A 19,144-nucleotide genomic window follows, 5' to 3' on the forward strand; every position below is an offset into this window, starting at 1 on the left:
TCTCTCTTCGCTCAGTCCGTCAAATCGACGTATTGGCTCCGGGAGATCCCGCTCGCGGCTCGAGGGCCGTTCGAATCGCTGGTGAGCGACTCGGTGAGGGGCTGTTCTCCGCTTGAGGGGGCGGGGCCTTCCGGCCTCTCCGCTCTTCCCTGTGGGGCGAACAAGAGATACTTTACGACGGATTTCGCGTGCCTGGCCAATCCGGCGTGACGCCCGGGCGTGTCGCGCCGGGATTCCGCGGAATCCCGCGGGCGCACTCCGCGCTAGCGTGGATGGCATGAGCGAAGAACGATGGGCATGGGGCGTCGGCCTCGCCACTCTTGCCGAAGACGGAACCGTGCTCGACACATGGTTCCCCTCCCCGGCCGCAGGTCGGGTCCCCGCGGGGTTCGACCGTCAGCTGCCGCCCGACGAACTCGACCGTCTGGCCGTCGCCGACCCACGGCGTGCCGTCACCGTGGATGTGGTCACCGTCGAGATCGATCTCGACGCGGCCCCCGTCTCGACGTCGGACGCGTACCTCCGACTCCACGCTCTGTCGCACCGTCTCGTCCGCCCCAACGAGGTGAACCTCGACGGGATCTTCGGACACCTGCCCAACGTCGCGTGGACGAACGCCGGGCCGATGCATCCCGACGCGCTCACGAGACTCCGCCCGTTCCTCGCTCGCGACGGCGTGCAGGTACAGGGGCTGGACAAGTTTCCGAGGCTGCTGGACTACGTCACTCCCCCGGGTGTCCGAATCGCGGACGCGTCACGCGTCCGGCTCGGCGCCTACCTGTCGCCGGGAACCACCGTGATGCACGAGGGATTCGTGAACTTCAATGCCGGCACGCTCGGCCAGAGCATGGTCGAGGGCCGGGTGTCGCAGGGCGTCGTGATCGGCGACGGCAGCGACATCGGGGGCGGCGCGTCCATCATGGGCACTCTGTCCGGAGGCGGTACCCACAAGGTCTCGGTGGGCGCCCGGACGCTGCTCGGCGCGAACGCCGGCATCGGCATCTCACTGGGCGATGACTGCGTGGTCGAGGCCGGACTCTATGTCACGGCGGGGACCAAGGTCGTGCTGGTCGACGAGCCGGCGCGGGCCGACGGATCGCGTCCGACGGTGAAGGGCGGAGAGCTGTCCGGCGTCAGCGGGATCCTTCTTCGCCGCAACTCGGTCAGCGGCGCGGTCGAAGCGGTCCGTCGCGCGGGCATCGGCGTGACGCTCAACGAGGCCCTCCACGCCTGACGCACCGACAGCGAAGGCCCGGATCGCGATCGATCCGGGCCTTTCCGGTGCCACCGGCGTCGGTTCAGCCGACGCCGGGGTAGTTGCGCTCGCGGGCGCCGACGTAGAGCTGCTGCGGACGCCCGATCTTGCCCTGCGGATCGGTCGCCGCCTCGCGCCACTGCGCGAGCCAGCCCGGAAGCCGCCCGATCGCGAACAGCACCGTGAACATGCGCGTGGGGAACCCCATCGCCTTGTAGATCACACCGGTGTAGAAATCGACGTTCGGGTAGAGGCGACGCTCCTTGAAGTAGTCGTCGTTGAGTGCGATCTCTTCCAGCTGCTTCGCGAGATCCAGCAGTGGGTCGCTCACTCCGAGAGCCTCCAGCACCTCGTCGGCCGACTCCTTCACCAGCTTCGCGCGCGGGTCGTAGTTCTTGTACACCCGGTGGCCGAAGCCCATCAGCTTGACGCCGTCTTCCTTGTTCTTCACGCGCTCCACGAAGCGCTGCACGCTCTCGCCCGAGTCGCGGATCTGAGCGAGCATGTTCAGCACCGCTTCGTTCGCGCCGCCGTGGAGGGGGCCGTAGAGCGCGTTGATGCCCGCTGAGATCGACGAGAACTGGTTCGCCCCGGTCGAGCCGACGAGGCGGACGGTCGACGTGGAGGCGTTCTGCTCGTGATCCTCGTGCAGGATGAGCAGCCGCTCGAGAGCCCGCGACATCACCGGGTCGACCTCGTAGATCTCGCTGAGGACGCCGAAGTTGAGCTTGAGGAAGTTGTCGACGAAGCCGAGCGAGTTGTCGGGGTACAGGAACGCCTGCCCGATGCTCTTCTTGTGCGCGTACGCGGCGATGACCGGGAGCTTGGCGAGCATCCGGATCGTGTTCAGCTCGACATGCTCCGGGTTGTTCGGGTCGGACTCGTTCTCGTAATACGTGGACAGCGCCGCCGTGGCCGCCGACAGCACCGACATCGGATGCGCGTTGTGCGGCAGCGCGGAGAAGAAGCGCTTGAGGTCCTCGTGGAGCAGTGTGTGGCGGCGGATCCGGTTGTCGAACTCCGCCAGCTGGTCGGCGGTGGGCAGCTCACCGTAGATGAGGAGCCAGGCCACCTCGAGATAGGTGCTGTTCTTCGCGAGCTGCTCGATGGGATACCCGCGGTAGCGCAGGATGCCCTCGTCGCCGTCGATGTAGGTGATGGCCGACTTCGTCGCCGCGGTGTTGACGAACCCGTAGTCGAGCGCCGTGTATCCGGTCTGGCGGGTGAACGTCGACAGATCCACGCTCGGCGTTCCGTCGCTGCCCTGCAGCAACGGGAACTCGGCGGTCCGCTCCCCGATCGAGAGGGTGGCCTTCTCCTGCTGGGTGCCCGCGTCGCTCACGGCGCCTCCTCGCGATTTCTGGTCGTGCCGGGGGTGTCGTCCCATTCGCGCGTGCCGCCGGGACGGCGTCTGCGGGAATGGGGAGCGGGGACGGGGATGCCGCACCGCCGCGTCCTACAGCCTAGTCCGCCACTGCGCCTACTGCTGACACAGCCAAAGGGACGCGGCATCCGATGGAGGAATCCTCAGGATGAGGATCCGCCGGCCGCACGCAGGCGTTCGGCGGCCGCGGCGATGCGCTCGTCCGTGGCGGTCAGGGAAAGCCTCACGTGCTGCGGGTAGTGCGTGCCGTAGAAGTGACCGGGCCCGGCCAGGATCCCGAGGTCGGCGAGGCGTGCGAGGCTCTCCCACGCATCGCGCCCCTCGGTCGCCCACAGGTAGAGTCCCGCCTCGCTGCGGTCGATGCGGAATCCCGCCGCCTCCACGGCGGGCCGCAGCACCTGGCGACGACGGCGATAGCGCTCCTTCTGGCCGGCGACATGTTCGTCGTCGGTGAGCGCTGCGAGCATCGCGGTCTGCACGGGCAGCGGCAGCATGAGCCCCAGGTGCTTCCGCGCCGTGAGCAGGCGGGAGACGAGCGCGGGGTCCCCCGCGAGGAAGGCGGCACGGTAGCCCGCGAGGTTCGACTGCTTGCTGAGCGAATACACGGAGAGGATGCCGCGCAGGTCGCTCCCCGTCACACGGGGGTCGAGAGCAGAAGGCACCGGCTCGGCATCCCAGGGGGCGTCCCATCCCAGTTCCGCGTAGCACTCGTCCGATGCCAGCACGGCCCCCAGCTCACGGGCGCGCTCGACGGCGGCGCACAGCGCCTCGACACCGAGCACGCGTCCGTCGGGATTGCCCGGGGAGTTCACCCACACCAGCCTCGTCTGGGCGGGCCAGTCGGCCGGGTCGTCCGCGGCGACCGGAGTGGCTCCGACCAGCCGCGCGCCCACTTCGTACGTCGGGTACGCCGCGCGGGGGTGAACGACGACATCGCCGGGACCGAGGTCGAGCAGCAGCGGCAGGAGCGCGACGAGCTCCTTCGAGCCGACCGTGGGGAGCACGTGATCGGGCGTGAGCCCCGGCACATCACGGCGGCGCGCGTACCAGTCGGCGATCGTCTGGCGAAGCGCCGGGGTGCCGACCGTCTGCGGATACGCGTGGGCATCGGTCGCGGTGCGCAGCGCCGCCCCGATCACCTCGGGCGTCGGGTCCACCGGCGAGCCGACCGACAGATCGACGATGCCGTCCGGGTGTGCGCGGGCGCGCTCGGCGTACGGCGCTACGGCGTCCCAGGGATAGTCGGCGAGGTCGGCGACCCCCACGTCAGTGTTCCTGAGGCGGCAGCTCGGCGATGACGGGGTGATCCTTATGGATCACGCCGACCTTCGCGGCCCCACCGGGCGAGCCGACGTCATCGAAGAACTCGACGTTCGCCTTGTAGTAGTCCTGCCACTCGTCGGGAAGGTCGTCTTCGTAGTAGATGGCCTCGACGGGGCAGACCGGCTCGCATGCGCCGCAGTCGACGCACTCGTCCGGGTGGATGTACAGCGACCGGTCGCCCTCGTAGATGCAGTCCACCGGGCACTCGTCGATGCAGGCGCGGTCTTTGACGTCCACGCAGGGAAGGGCGATCACGTACGTCACGCGACCAGTCTAGTTGCGCCATCCCGTCGGGAGTCCCACGCCGCCGCTCCCACGTCGCCGCGTTCCGTCCCGGGCGTGCGATCAGGTCGTGGCGCGCGTCCGATCGGGCCAGGCGACGAGGACCGCCACCAGGATGGGCACGGCGAAGGTCCAGGCGGTCGCGAGGCCGGTCTGGGGCACGATCACCGACCCGCCGGGGCCGCTGCCCGAGAAGACGAGGGTCGCGAGCATCATGCCGAGGCCGGTCGACAGCGTTGCCCAGCGATCGCCCGTCAGCAGCCGGACCGCGAGAAGCAGCGCGGCGCAGCCCACGGCGGCGAGGAGCAGGCCCAGCGGGAACCAGCCCAGCGTGAACGCATGGGCGATCGTGCCCGCCAGACCGTAGAAGGCTCCGACGACGAGAGCGACGATCCAGGTGCCGAGGCGGGCGGGAAGAGTCGAACGCACTCCTCGACTCTACGCGGGCGCGGCGGTGGCAGGCCGCCCGGCGTCAGGCCGCCCACCCCCACAGTCGCAGCAGCGCGGCGACGAGCGCGGCGGCGACGACGACCACGAGGAACGGTGCGCGCAGCAGGAGCAGCCCGGCCGCCGCAAGCAGTGCCGGCACGCGGGCATCCACGACGATCGCCTGCCCTTCGCCGAGCGTCTGAACCGCGACGAGAGCGGCGAGCAGAGCGACGGTGAGCAGATCGGCGATCCGCATCGGCCGAGGCGTCTGCACCCACTTCGGCGGGATCAGGTAGCCCACCGTCTTCAGCGCGACGCAGGCGATGGCGGCAACGAGCACCGCGTTCCACATGGTCATGGCAGCCCCTCCCGCTCGGGCACGTCATCGGGCTCGGCATCATCCGCGTCGGGGCGATCCGACCCCGTCGCCTGCTTCCGGCCGAGCCAGTTCGTCCATCCGACGAAGATCGCGACCGCCGCCGCGATGATGACCGGCAGGCCAGGCATCATTACGGGCGTGAGGATCGTGGCGATGACCGCGGCGGCGATGCCGACCACGATCGGCTGGCGTGCTCGCAGGCGCGGCCAGAGCAGGGCGAGGAACGCGGCTGCCGCTGCCGCGTCGAGCCCATACGTCCGCGGATCGCCCAGGACGTCGCCGAGCAGGGCGCCCGCGAGGGTCGAGAGGTTCCAGCCGACGTAGATCCCGATGCCGGTCACCCAGAATCCGAGCGTCCGTGCCCGCGCGCTGGTCTGCGCGAGGGACACCGCGGTCGATTCGTCGATCGTGAAATGCGCCGCCGCCGCCCGGCGCCAGAATCCCGGCCCGATCACCGGCGACATCCGGATGCCGTACGCGATGTTGCGCACGCCCAGCAGAGCCGCCGACGCGATCGCCGACGGAGCGGCAGCGAGGCCCCCCGCACCGATGATCCCGACGAACGCGAACTGCGAGCCGCCCGTGAACATCAGCAGGCTGAGGACGCACGTCTGCCAGACATCGAGCCCTGAGGCGACGGCGAGCGCGCCGAAGGAGATGCCATAGGCGCTTGTCGCGAGGGCCACTCCGAGCGCCTCCCGCACGGCGCGTCGCGCCTCGCCCGCCTCGTGCGCGTCATCGAAGTGCAATCCTTCGGCGTCGGAGAGCGGTGCCACAGCGTCATGCTAGCGAGACCGTCCGACCTCGCCGCCGGGCCGCAGAACGATCCCTGGCCTGGTCCGCCGGAACGCGGGGCACCGCCGCCGCATCCGCGGCACGGAGTCCCACGAGCCGTCGCGATCGATCCGCACCGCGACACCAGATCCCGCAGCGCTGAATACGCGAAAGGGCATGTCGTCCCGGCAACGCGGTGGTGACATGCCCTTTCGGAAGCCGTGTCAGGCGTTGGCGTCCTGGCGCTTGAGGCGTGCGGTCGTGCGTCCCCGCTCGGTCGCGTTCAGCACGACCTTGCGGATGCGCACGATCTCGGGTGTCACCTCGACGCATTCGTCGTCGCGCGCGAACTCGAGGCTCTCTTCCAGCGACAGCTGACGCGGCGGCGTCATCGACTCGAACGAGTCCGCGGTCGAAGAGCGCATGTTCGTGAGCTTCTTCTCCTTGGTGATGTTGACGTCCATGTCGTCGGCACGGGCGTTCTCGCCGATGACCATGCCCTCGTAGACCTCCTGCGTGGGCTGGACGAAGAACGACATGCGCTCCTGCAGCGCGATGATCGCGAAGGGGGTGACGACGCCGGCGCGGTCGGCGACGATGGAGCCGTTCTGTCGCGTGACGATGTGGCCCGCCCAGTCGTCGTAGCCGTGCGAGATCGCATTGGCGATGCCGGTGCCGCGCGTCGTGGACAGGAACTCGGTGCGGAAGCCGATGAGTCCGCGCGAGGGGACGATGAACTCCATGCGCACCCAGCCGGTGCCGTGGTTGGTCATGTTGTCCATGCGGCCCTTGCGCGCCGCCATCAGCTGCGTGATCGCACCGAGATACTCCTCGGGGGCGTCGATCGTGAGGTGCTCGTACGGCTCCTTGACCTTGCCGTCCTCACCCTTGCGCGTGACGACCTGCGGCTTGCCGACGGTGAGCTCGAAGCCCTCGCGCCGCATGTTCTCGACGAGGATCGCCAGCGCCAGTTCACCGCGACCCTGCACCTCCCACGCGTCCGGGCGGCCGATGTCGACCACCTTGAGCGAGACGTTGCCGACGAGCTCGCGGTCGAGGCGGTCCTTCACCATGCGAGCGGTGAGCTTGTGGCCCTTGACCTTGCCGACCAGCGGCGAGGTGTTCGTGCCGATGGTCATCGAGATCGCGGGGTCGTCGACGTGGATCGGGGGCAGCGGACGGACGTCGTCCGGGTCGGCGATGGTCTCGCCGATGGTGATGTCTTCGAAGCCCGCGATGGCGACGATGTCGCCGGGACCGGCCGAGTCGGCCGGGTAGCGCTCCAGCGCGCGGGTCTTCAGCAGCTCGGTGATCCTGGCGTTGCTGGTGGAGCCGTCGGCGCGCACCCACGCCACCGTCTGGCCCTTGCGCAGCGTGCCGTTGAAGACGCGCAGGAGCGCGAGCCGACCGAGGAACGGGCTGGAGTCGAGGTTCGTGACCCAGGCCTGCAGGGGCGCCTCGTCGTCATACGCCGGAGCGGGGACGTGCTCGAGGATGGCGCCGAAGAGCGGCTCGAGATCGCCGTTGTCGGGCAGCTCGCCGTTCGCGGGACGGTTGCGGGATGCCGCGCCGGCACGTCCACTCGCGTAGACCACCGGGACGTCGAGGAGAGCGTCGACGTCGAGGTCGGGCACATCCTCGTGCAGGTCGGACGCGAGTCCGAGCAGCAGGTCGTGGGCCTCTTCCTCGACCTCGGCGATGCGGGCGTCGGGGCGGTCGGTCTTGTTGACCAGGAGGATGACCGGGAGCTTCGCCTCGAGGGCCTTGCGCAGCACGAAGCGGGTCTGCGGCAGCGGGCCCTCGCTCGCGTCGACGAGCAGGACGACTCCATCGACCATCGACAGGCCGCGCTCGACCTCGCCGCCGAAGTCGGCGTGGCCGGGGGTGTCGATCACGTTGATCGTCACGGGCACATCGGAGTGCACGCCGTTGTAGGTGATCGCGGTGTTCTTCGCGAGAATGGTGATGCCCTTCTCGCGCTCGAGGTCGTTCGAGTCCATCGCGCGCTCTTCCACGTGCGCGTGCTCGCCGAAGGAGCCGGTCTGACGGAGCATCGCGTCGACGAGAGTCGTCTTGCCGTGGTCGACGTGGGCGACGATGGCGACGTTGCGGAGGTCCGGACGGAGGGCGCGGGCCATGAGGGAATCCTTGCAAGAGTGGGGAATGCCGGAAGTCGGCATCCCCCACTCTATCGGTCGCTACCTGCGCGTCAGCTCTCAGCCCGTGCGCCGCTGCTCTGCAGGAGCGCGGCGCGTGCCTCACGGCGCACCCGCTGCTCCTCCGGATTGGGCACCGGGACGGCCGCGATGAGGCGCTGGGTGTACGGGTCCTGCGCCCCGCGGAGGATCTCGTCACGCGTGCCGGTCTCCACCAGCTTGCCGTGGTGCATCACCGCGATCCGGTGGGCGAGGATGTCGACGACAGCGAGGTCGTGGCTGATGAACAGACATGCGAACTGCAGCTGCTGCTGCAGCTCCTGCAGCAGGTCCAGGAAGCGGGCCTGCACCGAGACATCCAGCGCCGACGTCGGCTCGTCGGCGACGAGGAGCTCGGGAGCGAGCGCGAGCGCACGGGCGATGCCCACGCGCTGGCGCTGACCGCCCGACAGCTCGTGCGGGAAGCGGTTGCGGTACGACGCCGGCAGCTCCACCTGGGACAGCAGCTCCTCGACGCGCTTGTCGAGGTCCTTGCCCTTCGCGATGTCGGCCAGCAGGATCGGCTCGCCGATCGACTGCCCGATCGGCATGCGGGGGTTCAGCGATGACGCCGGGTCCTGGAACACGATGCCGGTGCGGCGGCGGATCGCGAAGAGGTCCTTCTGCGACGCGTTCGAGATGTCGGTCCCGACGGCGGTGAGCTTGCCCTCGGCGATCGGAAGCAGGCCGATGGCCGCACGTCCGAGTGTCGTCTTGCCCGATCCCGACTCGCCCACCAGACCCACGATCTCGCCCGGGTAGATCGCCAGGTCGATGTGCTCGGCGGCCCGGAACGCGGGAATGCGCCCGCGCTTGGGGTAGTCGATCGCGACATCCTCGAAGTGCAGGACCGGCGTGCGGGTCTCGATGACCGACGCAGCCTCGGACGCGTGCTCACGGATGGCGGACACGCTCGGAACGGTCGAGGTCGCGGTGGAGACCTCGGTGACCGTCGGCTCGGCATCCTCCAGCACGCCCAGTCCCAGGTGGGGCACCGCCGCCAGCAGCTGCTGCGTGTACGGGTGCTCGGGGCTGTGGAAGATCTTCTCGACCGAGCCGGACTCGACCACGATGCCGTTCTTCATCACCATGATGCGGTCCGCGAGGTCGGCGACCACGCCCATGTCGTGGGTGATGAGGATGATGGCCGAATCGAGCCGCTTGTGCAGGTTGCGCAGCAGATCGAGCACCTCCGCCTGCACCGTGACGTCGAGAGCCGTCGTCGGCTCGTCGGCGATGAGCAGCAGCGGATCGCACGAGATCGACTGCGCGATCATCGCACGCTGACGCTGGCCGCCGGAGAGCTGGTGCGGGTACTTCAGGAACGACTGCTCCGGGTTGGGCATCTCGACCATCCGCAGCAGTTCGATGGCGCGCTCCTTGGCCTCGCTGGGCGCGAGGGTGCGGTCGTGCGAACGCAGCGACTCCATGATCTGGAAGCCGATCGTGTACACCGGGTTCAGGGCCGTCATCGGCTCCTGGAAGATGACGGCGATCTCGTTGCCGCGCAGCGACCGGAGGGTCGCGTCGTCGGCGCCGCGCAGCTCGCGGCCGAGCAGCTTGATCGACCCGGTGACCCGCGCGTTCTCGGGGAGCAGACCCAGCAGAGCCATGGAGCTCGTGCTCTTGCCCGAGCCGGACTCGCCCACGATCGCCAGGACCTCGCCGCGGCGGACCTGGTAGTTCATGTCGATCGCTGCGGGATAGAACTCCCCCTCGACCCAGAAGTCGACGCCGAGCTTGTCGACCTCGAGGATCGTCTCGGGAAGGGCGTCGTGCGACGCGATGATGGCGTCGGTGCCCGTCGTGTCAGTCATTCGTCATGTCCCATCTGCGAAGCTTGAAGTCATGTCGTTCCAGGAGGTCCACTACCGGCCGGTCTTCGGCCGCATCCTCGCTGTCGTGACCGTTGTGGTGTGCGCCCTCGGCGTCGTCGCCCTGTTCTGGTCCGACCCCGTCTCGGCGCTGCGCTACGTGTGGCCGATCCTGCTCGTCGCCGTGCTGGCGTGGGCGCTGTTCTGGCGCCCCAGCCTCCATGTCGAACAGCACGGCGTCACCGTCGAGAACGTGCTGCGCACGCAGTTCGTGCCGTGGCCCGCGATCGATGCGATCGACACCCGCTACTCGCTCACGCTGCACACCGCGAACGGCCGCATCCCGGTGTGGGCGGCGCCCGCTCCGAGCCGGCACCGGACACTCGGGCTTGCACCGAAGGACTTCGACGGCATCGGCAGCACGGCGCGCGGCAGCAACGGCGAGCTGCGGCCCGCCGATGCCGTCACGGTGCCCACCGGCAACCTGGCTCAGCTGATCCGCGGACACTGGGAGCGGCTCCGGGATGCTGGAGCATTCGCGAGCGGAGTCGATCCGGAGGCGTCGACCACGACGTGGCATGTGGCGACGATCGCCGTAGTCGCGGCGCTGGCCGCGGCCACGGTGATCGGTCTGCTGGTCTAGCAGCGCCACGTCATCGCTCCGGGTCGAGCGGCTTGTGCCGGGCGTCGCCAGGCTCCTCCGGACGCGGGTCGTGATAGTTGGTCACGTCGCCGGTGTACGCCGTCTCGATACCCACGTCGACCATGTGGCCGCTCGCCGTGGCGGGCGTGGTGTCGGTGACGCCGCCGGTGGGCCGCGGTCCCTTCGCACGGCCGGCACGGGCCATCGCGCGCTCGCTCGGCATCTTCTTCTGACGCGGGTCGAACGCGTCGCGCAGACCGTCGCCGATGAAGTTGACGCACAGCGCGATCGCGATGATGAAGATGCCGGGCCACCAGAAGATCCATGGCCGCGTCGAGAACGCCGCCTGGTTCTCCGAGATGATCTTGCCGAGCGACGTGTCGGGAGACTGCACGCCGAAGCCGAGGAAGCTCAGCGCCGACTCGAGCAGGATCGCGCCGGCCATCAGCAGCGTCGCATTCACGACGATGACGCCGACGGCGTTGGGCAGGATGTGCCGGAAGATGATGCGGCGGTCGCGCGCACCCGACACCCGGGCCGCATCGACGAACTCGCGCTCACGCAGCGACAGGAACTCGCCGCGCACCAGGCGCGACATCGTGGTCCACGCGAAGAGGCCGATGACGACGCCGAGCACGGCCGCGCCGAGGCTTCCGAATGCGTTGCCGAGCACCGAGCCGATGACGATCAGCGGGATCGTGATGATGATGTCGGTGAAGCGCATCAGCACCGAGTCGGTCCACTTGCCGTAGTAGCCGGCGACCGCACCGATGACGACGCCGATGATCGTCGCCACGACACCGGCGATCACCATCACCATGATCGACTGCTGCGTGCCGCGCATGACGACCGCGAAGATGTCGCGGCCGACCTCGTCCTGTCCGAAGGGGTGCTCGCCGAACTGCAGCGGCCACAGGCTCAGCGTCGGAATGCCGTTGTTCACCTTCGGCGGGATCTCGTTCCACGAGTACAGCCACCAGCCCGGGATGCGCACACCCCAGAGGTCGACTCCGACCGAGGTGAAGGCGAGGACGATGATGAACGCGAGGACGATCATCGAGACCAGCGCCGCGCGGTGCCGGAAGAAGCGCCGGCGGACGATCTGCCCCTGGCTGAGGCCCTCGGTCTCCTTCTGCTCGATCGTGATCTCGGCCAGGGCCTGAGTCTCGACGCCGGGCTCTTGTGAAGTCGTGCTGTTCATGTCAGCCCACCTTGATTCTCGGGTCGAGGGCCGCGTAGACGAGGTCCGCGATGAGGTTGAAGACGACGGCGAGGGTGCCGGTCACCACGAAGAACGCCATCACCGGGTTCGGGTCGTGGGCGTCCAGGGCGGTGACGAACAGGCGCCCCATGCCCGTCCAGCCGAAGACCGTCTCGGTGATCACCGCGCCGCCGATGAGCGCGCCGATATCGAAGGCGATGATGGTCGTGATCGGGATCAGCGCGTTGCGGAACGCGTGGCGCACGACGACCGTGCGCTGCGTCAGGCCCTTCGCCCGTGCCGTGCGGATGTAGTCCTGGTTCATGACCTCCAGCAGGCTCGCCCGCGAATACCGGGTGTAGCTGGCGAAGGAGATCAGGATGATGGCGATCGTCGGCAGCAGCAGGTGGGTGTACAGATCGATGCCCTGCACCCAGAAGTTGCCGCCGAGGCCGGGCGTCGATGCGCCGACGGTGGCGATCGGGCGGCCGCGCACGCGGCTGGAGTTGGAGTACGCCTGCCAGTACGACATGTACTTGTCGAGCGCGATGAACGAGGCCACGAGGAACCCGACGATGGCGGTCGTGCGCAGGACCGGCCCTCGGTCGGGCGCGCCCATGAACCAGCCGATCGCACCGCTGACGACCACCGACAGCGCCGCGAGCAGCACGAAGAACCACAGCGTCATCCCGTTGAGGATGTAGTTCATCATCGGGAAGTACAGCGCGATGCCGATGACCGCCACGATGAGAGAGGCGTACAGCGCCTTGCGGTTGCGCAGACCCGTCGAGATCGCGGTCACGCCGACCGCGATGCCGAGGGCCAGTGCCGAGTACACGACGATGCCGATGCTCGGGTCGGCGAACCACTTCGTCGCCGACAGGAACGTCAGCACCGCCGCCGTCGCCAGCGCCGAGGCACCGAAGACGATCAGGCGCCGCTTCCACTTGCCGCCGATGATCGACATCCACAGCAGGCCGGTCACGAGGGAGATGCCGGCGATCGCGGGTATCGAGATCGTCGGGTCGCCGAGCCAGTTGTTGATCTGGATCGCGCCGTACTGCTTCAGCAGCACCGCGACCCAGAAGATCGGAAGAGAGAAGAAGAGGAACGCCAGCAGCGTGACCGAGTAGTCGAAGCCGGTGTACTGACGCAGCGCCGAGACGATGCCGACCGTGATGCCGAGGACGATCGCGACAATGGTGGCGGTGGTGACCAGCGTCAGCGTCGACGTGATCGCATTCCCCAGCAGCGCGTTGACCGGCTGATTCTGGATGCTGATTCCGAAGTCGCCGCGGAACAGGCCGCCGAGCCACAGGAAGTAGCGCAGCGGGGGCGGGACGTCGAGATTGAGAAGCTTGGTGCGAGCTTCGATGAGCTCGGCCTTGTTGGGCGCGTTGCCCTGCCTGAGGTCCTCGAGGGGATCGCCCGAGAGCGCCGTCAGGATGTACATCAGGAACGTGGCGGCGAAGAGCACGAAGATCGACGCGATCAGTCGCCGGATGATGAATGAAGCCATGGTGTGGCCGCCTGCCAATCGATCGGAGAGCGCGAGCAGGCGATCGGATCGTGTCCGGTCGCAGGCCCAGCCACTCTGAGGAGTCTAACGCGGGCGGGGTGCAGGCCCCAGGAGGACCTGCACCCCACCCGGTGCGCGCTCAGACGAGCGCGCACCGCGCTATCGGATTACTCCTCCGAGCCGCCGTCGGTGACTGCCCAGTCCCATGCGTTCCAGAAGATCGTGGGAGCGATGATCGACGGGTCGATGTTCTCCACTCGATCGCTGTACGCGGTGACGCTCGGGAACTGGAAGATCGTCACGCCGTAGAAGTCCTCCCACAGCAGGCGATCCATCTCGACCTGGAGCTCGATCTGCTTCTCCTCGTCGAACGTGCCGTTCAGCTCGGTGATGATCTCGTCAACACGCTCGTTCGAGTAGAAGTTCATGTTGTTGATACCACCGGTGACGAACGTCGGCAGCGAGTTGGTCACACCGAGGCTGGTCGACTGCCATCCGAAGAGCGACGCGTCGTAGGCGCCGGGCGTGCCGAGCAGGCCGCCCCACTCCTCCGAGCCGCAGTCGGTCACGTTGAAGCCGGCCTGAGCGGCCGACGCCTGGATGAGAGCGAACTCGTTCACACGACGCGGGTTGTTCGACGCGTAGAGGATGCAGACCGAGGTGTCGGTGATGCCCGACTCGGCCAGCAGCGCCTTCGCGCCCTCGATGTCGACCTCGGCGAAGTCCGCCGACGTGTTGTCGGCAGCGGCCTCGTCGTAGCCCGCTGCACCCGGGACGAACAGCTGCGAGTCGCGCAGGATGGCGTCGTCGCCGATGATCGGCTTGATCAGCGTGTCGACGATCTCCTGGCGCGGGATGACCTTCATGAAGGCCTCGCGAGCCTGAGCGTTGGAGAAGATGTTCTGCGAGTTCTTGCCCTGATCGAACTGCAGGTCGACGTGCTCGTACGTGCCCTCGAGGCCCGTCAGGACCGTGATGCCGTCGATGCCGTCGAGCGCCGTCTTGATGTCGGCGGTCGCCTGCGGGGAGATGATGTCGACCTCGCCGTTCTCCAGCGCCTGAACCGCAGCGAGCGGGTCGGGGATGAAGCGGATCGTGATCTCCTCGATGTTGGCGGCGTTCTCACCCTTGTACTCGGGGTTCGCCACGAGGGTGATGTACTGGTCGGCGACGAAGTCGCTGATCATGTACGGGCCGGTCGCAAGGTAGCGCTCCGGGTCGTCGGGGAGCTCGGTGAAGTTGAAGCCCGAGTTCCAGAAGGACGAGATCGGCGCGAGGGCCGCGGCGTCTTCGCTCTCGATGGCGTCGAGGAGAGCCTGCTTGGCCTCCTCGTTGTCCTCGATGCCGAGGGCGTTCTTGGCCACCACGTGCGCCGGAAGGGGCGACGTGAAGACGAGGTCCCAGTCGACGAAGGGCTGGTCGAAGGTCATCGTGATCGAGCGGCCGTCGTCGCCGATCTCCGGCGTCTCCGACACGAGGCCCATGCCCGACTCCGGCGTGGCGCCCGAGTCGAAGTACACGACGTCCGTCGGGAACGACTCGGTGAACTCGCCCGTGTCGGGGTCGGTGAACTCGTTCGGGTCGAAGTCCGGGGTGTCCAGGGCGCGCGACAGTGCGGCCCAGTTGAGCATGAGGTCGGCTGCGTCGACGGGCGTGCCGTCCGACCAGGTGACGTCCTCAGCGAGCGTGTACGTGACGGTGAGCGGGTCTTCGCTGACGAGCTCGTAGGTTCCGAACGACTCGTTCATCACCAGCTCGGGCGTGTTGTTGTAGTAGTTGAACCCGTCGAGCGTCAGGTAGTTGATGTTGTTGTTGGCGGTGGCGTTACCGAACGACGTGTTGCCGTTCATGGAGTAGAACGCCTGGTTCCACGCTGCGGTGATCGACGAGCCTTCGACGAGACCGGAGTCGTCGCCGGTGTCCTCGCCACCGCCCGCGGCGCAGCCCGAGATCACCAGGGCGCCGGCTGCGGTGAGCGCCACCGCGGCCGAGATGCGCTTCATTCTCACTGTTCCTCCTGTGCAGGGTAATGCGCACACGTCGAGCGAAGGCCGGACGGGGCGCGGATGGGAAAACCATAAGCACCGCATGTGAGATGGTCAAAACGATGGACGAAAACGTTACAGAGCCTTAACTCAAGCGACCCGAAGTGTGGCAATCTGACAAGATGACCGCGCCGGAGGAGCTGGGAGAGCGCTCGGGGCGTACCCTCGTTGCACCGTCCGCGCGCTACGAGCGCCGGCGCCTGACCTGGGAAATCTGGATCGTCCTCGCCGTCACCGTCGGGCAGTCGGCGCTCTACTCGGTCGTCGCCCTCGTCCGGCGTCTGCTGGCCCCGGTCCCGCTGGGCTCTCAGCAGACGCAGGTGAACCCGCCGCGCGATGACCAGGCGCTGTGGGACATCCTCTATCAGCTTCTCTCGGTGTTCTTCGGACTCGCGCTGGTGGCGCTCGTCGTCTACCTGCTGTGGGAACCCGGGGGCAGCGCGCTGCGGCGGATCGGGCTGGATTTCACCCGATTCGGCGGCGATGCGGGTCGCGGCATCCTTCTCGCCGCTGTCATCGGCGTGCCGGGCCTCGCGCTCTACGCGGCGGGGCGGGCTCTCGGAGTGACGGTGGCCGTCGTCGCCTCTCCTCTGGATGCCGCGTGGTGGACGGTTCCCCTGCTCGTGCTGGCGGCGCTGCGCGCCGGCCTCACCGAAGAGGTCATCTTCATCGGCTATCTGTTCGACCGTCTCCGCCGGTTCGGGTGGAACTGGTGGGCGATCATCCTCTCGACCGCCGCGCTGCGTGGCGCGTACCACGCCTATCAGGGCATCGGTGCGATCATCGGGAACTTCGCGATGGGGGTCGTGTTCGGCTGGTGCTACAAGCGGTGGGGGCGCGTCATGCCGCTGGTCATCGCCCACACCGTCCTCGACATCGTCGCGTTCGTCGGGTATCCGCTGGCCGCGGCCCTGTGGCCCGGCGTCTTCGCGCCGCTTCCCACCCCGACCCCCTCGCCGGCCTCGACGGAGTGAGGGGATGCCGGCGTTCCGGCATCCCCTCACCCCGGTCCGGTCAGGCGAACGCCTCGATCGGCGGGCAGGCGCACACCAGGTTGCGGTCGCCGTACGCCTGGTCGATGCGTCGGACCGGCGGCCAGTACTTCGTACGGACGAGGGTGTGGACCGGGTAGACGGCTGTCTCGCGCGAGTACGGGTGCTCCCACTCTCCGGACACCACCGTCTCGGCGGTGTGCGGAGCATGTACGAGCGGGTTGTCGGCGGCCGGCCACTCCCCCGAGGCGACACGGTCGGCTTCGGCCTTGATCGCGATCATCGCTTCGATGAAGCGCTCGATCTCGGCGAGATCCTCGGACTCGGTCGGCTCGACCATGAGCGTGCCCGCGACCGGGAACGACATCGTCGGCGCGTGAAAGCCGTAGTCGATCAGGCGCTTGGCGACGTCGTCCACGGTCACGCCCGTGGCTTCGCGCAGCGGCCGCAGGTCGAGGATGCACTCGTGGGCGACGAGCCCGTCCTCGCCGGTGTACAGCACCGGGTAGTGCTCGCGCAGTCGAGCGGCGATGTAGTTCGCCGAGAGGACTGCCGCCGCCGTCGCCTCGCGCAGGCCTTCGGCGCCCATCATCCGCACGTACGCCCACGAGATCGGGAGGATGCCGGCGGAGCCGTGCGGCGCCGCCGAGACGGGTCCCCCATCGAAGACTCCCCCGGCGTGGTCGGCGCGCTGCGAGAACGGATGCGAGGGAAGATACGGGGCCAGATGAGCCTTGGCCGCGACCGGCCCCACTCCCGGACCGCCGCCGCCGTGCGGGATGGCGAAGGTCTTGTGCAGGTTCAGGTGCGACACGTCGCCCCCCAGGTCGCCGAAGCGGGCATAGCCGAGCAGCGCGTTGAGGTTCGCTCCGTCGATGTACACCTGCCCGCCGGCGTCGTGCACGGCCTGGGTGATCTCGAGCACGTCGTGCTCGTACACGCCGTGGGTCGACGGATAGGTGATCATGAGGGCGGCGAGGGCGGTGGCGTGGACCCGGATCTTGGCGCGCAGGTCGTCGAGGTCGACGTTCCCGGCCTCGTCGCAGGCCACGACGACCACGCTCATCCCGGCCAGCACCGCCGACGCGGCGTTGGTTCCGTGGGCGGAGGAGGGGATCAGGCACACCGTCCGCTCCAGCTCTCCGTTGGCCCGGTGGTAGCCGCGGATCGCCATGAGGCCGGCGAGCTCGCCCTGCGAGCCGGCGTTCGGCTGCAGCGACACGGCGTCGTACCCGGTGACATCGGCGAGCCACACCTCGAGCTGCTCGATGAGCGCGAGATAGCCGTGCACGTCGGCCTCGGGCGCGAAGGGGTGCACGCGCGCGAACTCCGGCCACGACACCGCCGCCATCTCGGTCGCGGCGTTGAGCTTCATGGTGCAGGACCCGAGCGGGATCATGCCGCGATCGAGCGCGTAGTCGCGGTCCGACAGCTGCTTGAGATACCGCATCATCGCCGTCTCCGAGCGATGGGTGTTGAACACGGGGTGGGTGAGGAACTCCTCGGAGCGCCGAAGGGAGGCGGATACCCCCGCGAGCGGCTCCGCCTCGGCGAAGCCGAGCGTGCGCTCGCCCTGCTCGCCCGCGCCCAGGAACTCGCCCTCGGGGAGACCGAACGCCCACGCGACGGCGGCCAGGTCGTCGGCCGTTGTTGTCTCGTCGACCGAGACCCCGACCGTCGCGTCGTCGGCCCAGAAGAGCTGGTAGCCCCGCTCCCGGGCACGCTCGATCACGCGACGCGACGGACCGGGGGTGGTGACCCGGATGGTGTCGAAGAACGAGTCCGTCGCCAGCGAGAGACCATACGAGCGCAGGCGGGCCGCGAGCGCCTCGGCCTTGCGGGCCACTCCCGTCGCGATCTCGCGCAGTCCGTCAGGTCCGTGGTACACCGCGTACATCGAGGCCATGACAGCCAGCAGCACCTGCGAGGTGCAGATGTTCGAGGTCGCCTTCTCGCGACGGATGTGCTGCTCGCGCGTCTGGAGCGCAAGGCGGTATGCCGGGTGGCCCGCCGCATCCTGCGAGACGCCGACCAGACGGCCGGGCAGCTGTCGTTCGAGACCCTGGCGCACCGCCATGTACCCCGCGTGCGGTCCGCCGAAGCCCAGCGGCACGCCGAAGCGCTGCGTGGTGCCGACCGCGACGTCGGCGCCGAACGATCCCGGGGACCGCAGCAGCGTGAGCGCGAGCAGGTCGGCGGCGACGACGACGAGAGCTCCCGCGACGTGCGCCGCATCCACGACGCCCGCCGGGTCCCACACGCGTCCCGAGGCGCCCGGGTACTGGACGAGCACCCCGAAGGGGTCGACGGGGTCACCGGCTGCGTCGACGAAGGGCGCGCCGTTCGCGAGGTCGAGCTCGACGACCTCGATCCCGACGGCGGCTGCGCGATGCGCGAGCAGCGCCTTCGTCTGCGGCAGCGCGTCGGCGTCGACCGCGAACACGTTCGAGCCCGCCTTCGAGGCCCGACGTGCCACCAGCATGCCTTCGACCACCGCGGTCGACTCGTCGAGCATCGACGCGTTCGCGGTGCTGAGCCCGGTCAGATCGGTGACCATCGTCTGGAAGTTGATGAGCGCCTCGAGGCGGCCCTGCGAGATCTCCGGCTGGTACGGCGTGTAGGCGGTGTACCAGGAGGGATTCTCGAGGACGTTGCGTGCGATGACGGACGGCGTCACGGTGTCGTAGTAGCCGAGCCCGATCATCGGCCGGGCGACGCGATTCTGCGAGGCCAGCACCCGCAGCTCCGCGAGCGCCTCGGCCTCGGTCGCAGCGGGAGGGATGTGCCCCGTCGCTCCCGCGGCGGACTGGATGGATGCCGGCACCGCCGCCCGCACGAGGGCGTCGACCGAGTCGTAGCCCAGCGTGTGCAGCATCGTGCGCTGGGCTGCGGCATCCGTCCCGATGTGG

At 68.6% G+C, this 19,144-nt stretch carries 15 protein-coding genes; 3 read left to right on the plus strand and 12 right to left on the minus strand.

The genetic code is table 11. The features are described from left to right. Positions 1–277 precede the first annotated feature (277 nt). A complete protein-coding gene (gene dapD, locus WYM_RS12340; RefSeq protein ID WP_019181151.1) occupies positions 278–1,234 on the plus strand; it encodes a 2,3,4,5-tetrahydropyridine-2,6-dicarboxylate N-succinyltransferase in 957 nt (318 codons plus the stop codon). Positions 1,235–1,298: 64 nt separating this feature from the next. Here dapD and WYM_RS12345 read toward each other — a convergent pair whose 3' ends face one another. The 8 genes from WYM_RS12345 to WYM_RS12380 all read right to left on the minus strand — a co-directional run bounded on the left by WYM_RS12345 (position 1,299) and on the right by WYM_RS12380 (position 9,838). Next, positions 1,299–2,597 carry a citrate synthase gene (locus WYM_RS12345; RefSeq protein WP_019181152.1) on the minus strand — a complete coding sequence of 433 codons (1,299 nt, stop codon included), beginning with the start codon at positions 2,595–2,597 and terminating at the stop codon, positions 1,299–1,301. 185 nt (positions 2,598–2,782) lie between these two features. Next, a complete protein-coding gene (gene dapC / locus WYM_RS12350) occupies positions 2,783–3,904 on the minus strand; it encodes a succinyldiaminopimelate transaminase (RefSeq protein ID WP_019181153.1) in 1,122 nt (373 codons plus the stop codon). Position 3,905: 1 nt separating this feature from the next. Continuing rightward, positions 3,906–4,226 (minus strand): ferredoxin, encoded by a 321-nt coding sequence (fdxA, locus tag WYM_RS12355; RefSeq protein WP_019181154.1) that lies wholly within the window; start codon positions 4,224–4,226, stop codon positions 3,906–3,908. A gap of 81 nt (positions 4,227–4,307) precedes the next feature. Then, the gene (locus tag WYM_RS12360) at positions 4,308–4,673 is read right to left on the minus strand and encodes a DUF6113 family protein (protein WP_019181155.1); all 366 of its coding nucleotides are present in this window, start codon (positions 4,671–4,673) and stop codon (positions 4,308–4,310) included. Positions 4,674–4,716: 43 nt separating this feature from the next. Then, positions 4,717–5,031 (minus strand): AzlD domain-containing protein, encoded by a 315-nt coding sequence (locus WYM_RS12365; RefSeq protein WP_019181156.1) that lies wholly within the window; start codon positions 5,029–5,031, stop codon positions 4,717–4,719. Continuing rightward, a complete protein-coding gene (locus tag WYM_RS12370) occupies positions 5,028–5,801 on the minus strand; it encodes an AzlC family ABC transporter permease (RefSeq protein WP_083866225.1) in 774 nt (257 codons plus the stop codon). Before WYM_RS12370 ends, WYM_RS12365 begins: the two co-directional genes overlap by 4 nt. A gap of 249 nt (positions 5,802–6,050) precedes the next feature. Beyond that, positions 6,051–7,964 carry a translational GTPase TypA gene (gene typA, locus WYM_RS12375; RefSeq protein WP_019181158.1) on the minus strand — a complete coding sequence of 638 codons (1,914 nt, stop codon included), beginning with the start codon at positions 7,962–7,964 and terminating at the stop codon, positions 6,051–6,053. Between the two features lie 71 nt (positions 7,965–8,035). After that, a complete protein-coding gene (locus tag WYM_RS12380; protein ID WP_019181159.1) occupies positions 8,036–9,838 on the minus strand; it encodes a dipeptide ABC transporter ATP-binding protein in 1,803 nt (600 codons plus the stop codon). 31 nt (positions 9,839–9,869) lie between these two features. On the opposite strand from WYM_RS12380, the gene WYM_RS12385 reads away from it, so the two are divergent. Further along, positions 9,870–10,478, plus strand: a complete 609-nt coding sequence (locus WYM_RS12385) for a PH domain-containing protein (RefSeq protein ID WP_019181160.1) — start codon at positions 9,870–9,872, stop codon at positions 10,476–10,478. 10 nt (positions 10,479–10,488) lie between these two features. Here the strand turns inward: WYM_RS12385 and WYM_RS12390 are convergent, their stop codons facing one another. From WYM_RS12390 to WYM_RS12400, 3 genes are all read right to left on the minus strand, one after another. Continuing rightward, the gene (locus WYM_RS12390) at positions 10,489–11,679 is read right to left on the minus strand and encodes an ABC transporter permease (protein ID WP_019181161.1); all 1,191 of its coding nucleotides are present in this window, start codon (positions 11,677–11,679) and stop codon (positions 10,489–10,491) included. 1 nt (position 11,680) lies between these two features. Then, positions 11,681–13,198: an ABC transporter permease gene (locus WYM_RS12395; RefSeq protein ID WP_019181162.1), complete on the minus strand. Its 1,518-nt coding sequence runs from the start codon at positions 13,196–13,198 to the stop codon at positions 11,681–11,683. Positions 13,199–13,365: 167 nt separating this feature from the next. After that, on the minus strand, positions 13,366–15,201 hold the full coding sequence (locus tag WYM_RS12400; RefSeq protein WP_019181163.1) for an ABC transporter family substrate-binding protein: 1,836 nt from the start codon (positions 15,199–15,201) through the stop codon (positions 13,366–13,368). A 164-nt stretch (positions 15,202–15,365) separates the two neighbouring features. On the opposite strand from WYM_RS12400, the gene WYM_RS12405 reads away from it, so the two are divergent. Next, positions 15,366–16,217: a CPBP family intramembrane glutamic endopeptidase gene (locus WYM_RS12405; protein WP_083866226.1), complete on the plus strand. Its 852-nt coding sequence runs from the start codon at positions 15,366–15,368 to the stop codon at positions 16,215–16,217. A gap of 40 nt (positions 16,218–16,257) precedes the next feature. On the opposite strand, the gene gcvP is transcribed toward WYM_RS12405, so the two are convergent. Beyond that, complete coding sequence (gcvP, locus tag WYM_RS12410) at positions 16,258–19,110, minus strand: aminomethyl-transferring glycine dehydrogenase (protein ID WP_237739412.1); 2,853 nt, start codon at positions 19,108–19,110, stop codon at positions 16,258–16,260. Positions 19,111–19,144: the final 34 nt, after the last annotated feature.

Origin of the sequence: Microbacterium yannicii PS01 (assembly GCF_000304335.1) — a bacterium.
In the GTDB taxonomy this organism is placed as follows: domain Bacteria; phylum Actinomycetota; class Actinomycetes; order Actinomycetales; family Microbacteriaceae; genus Microbacterium; species Microbacterium yannicii_A.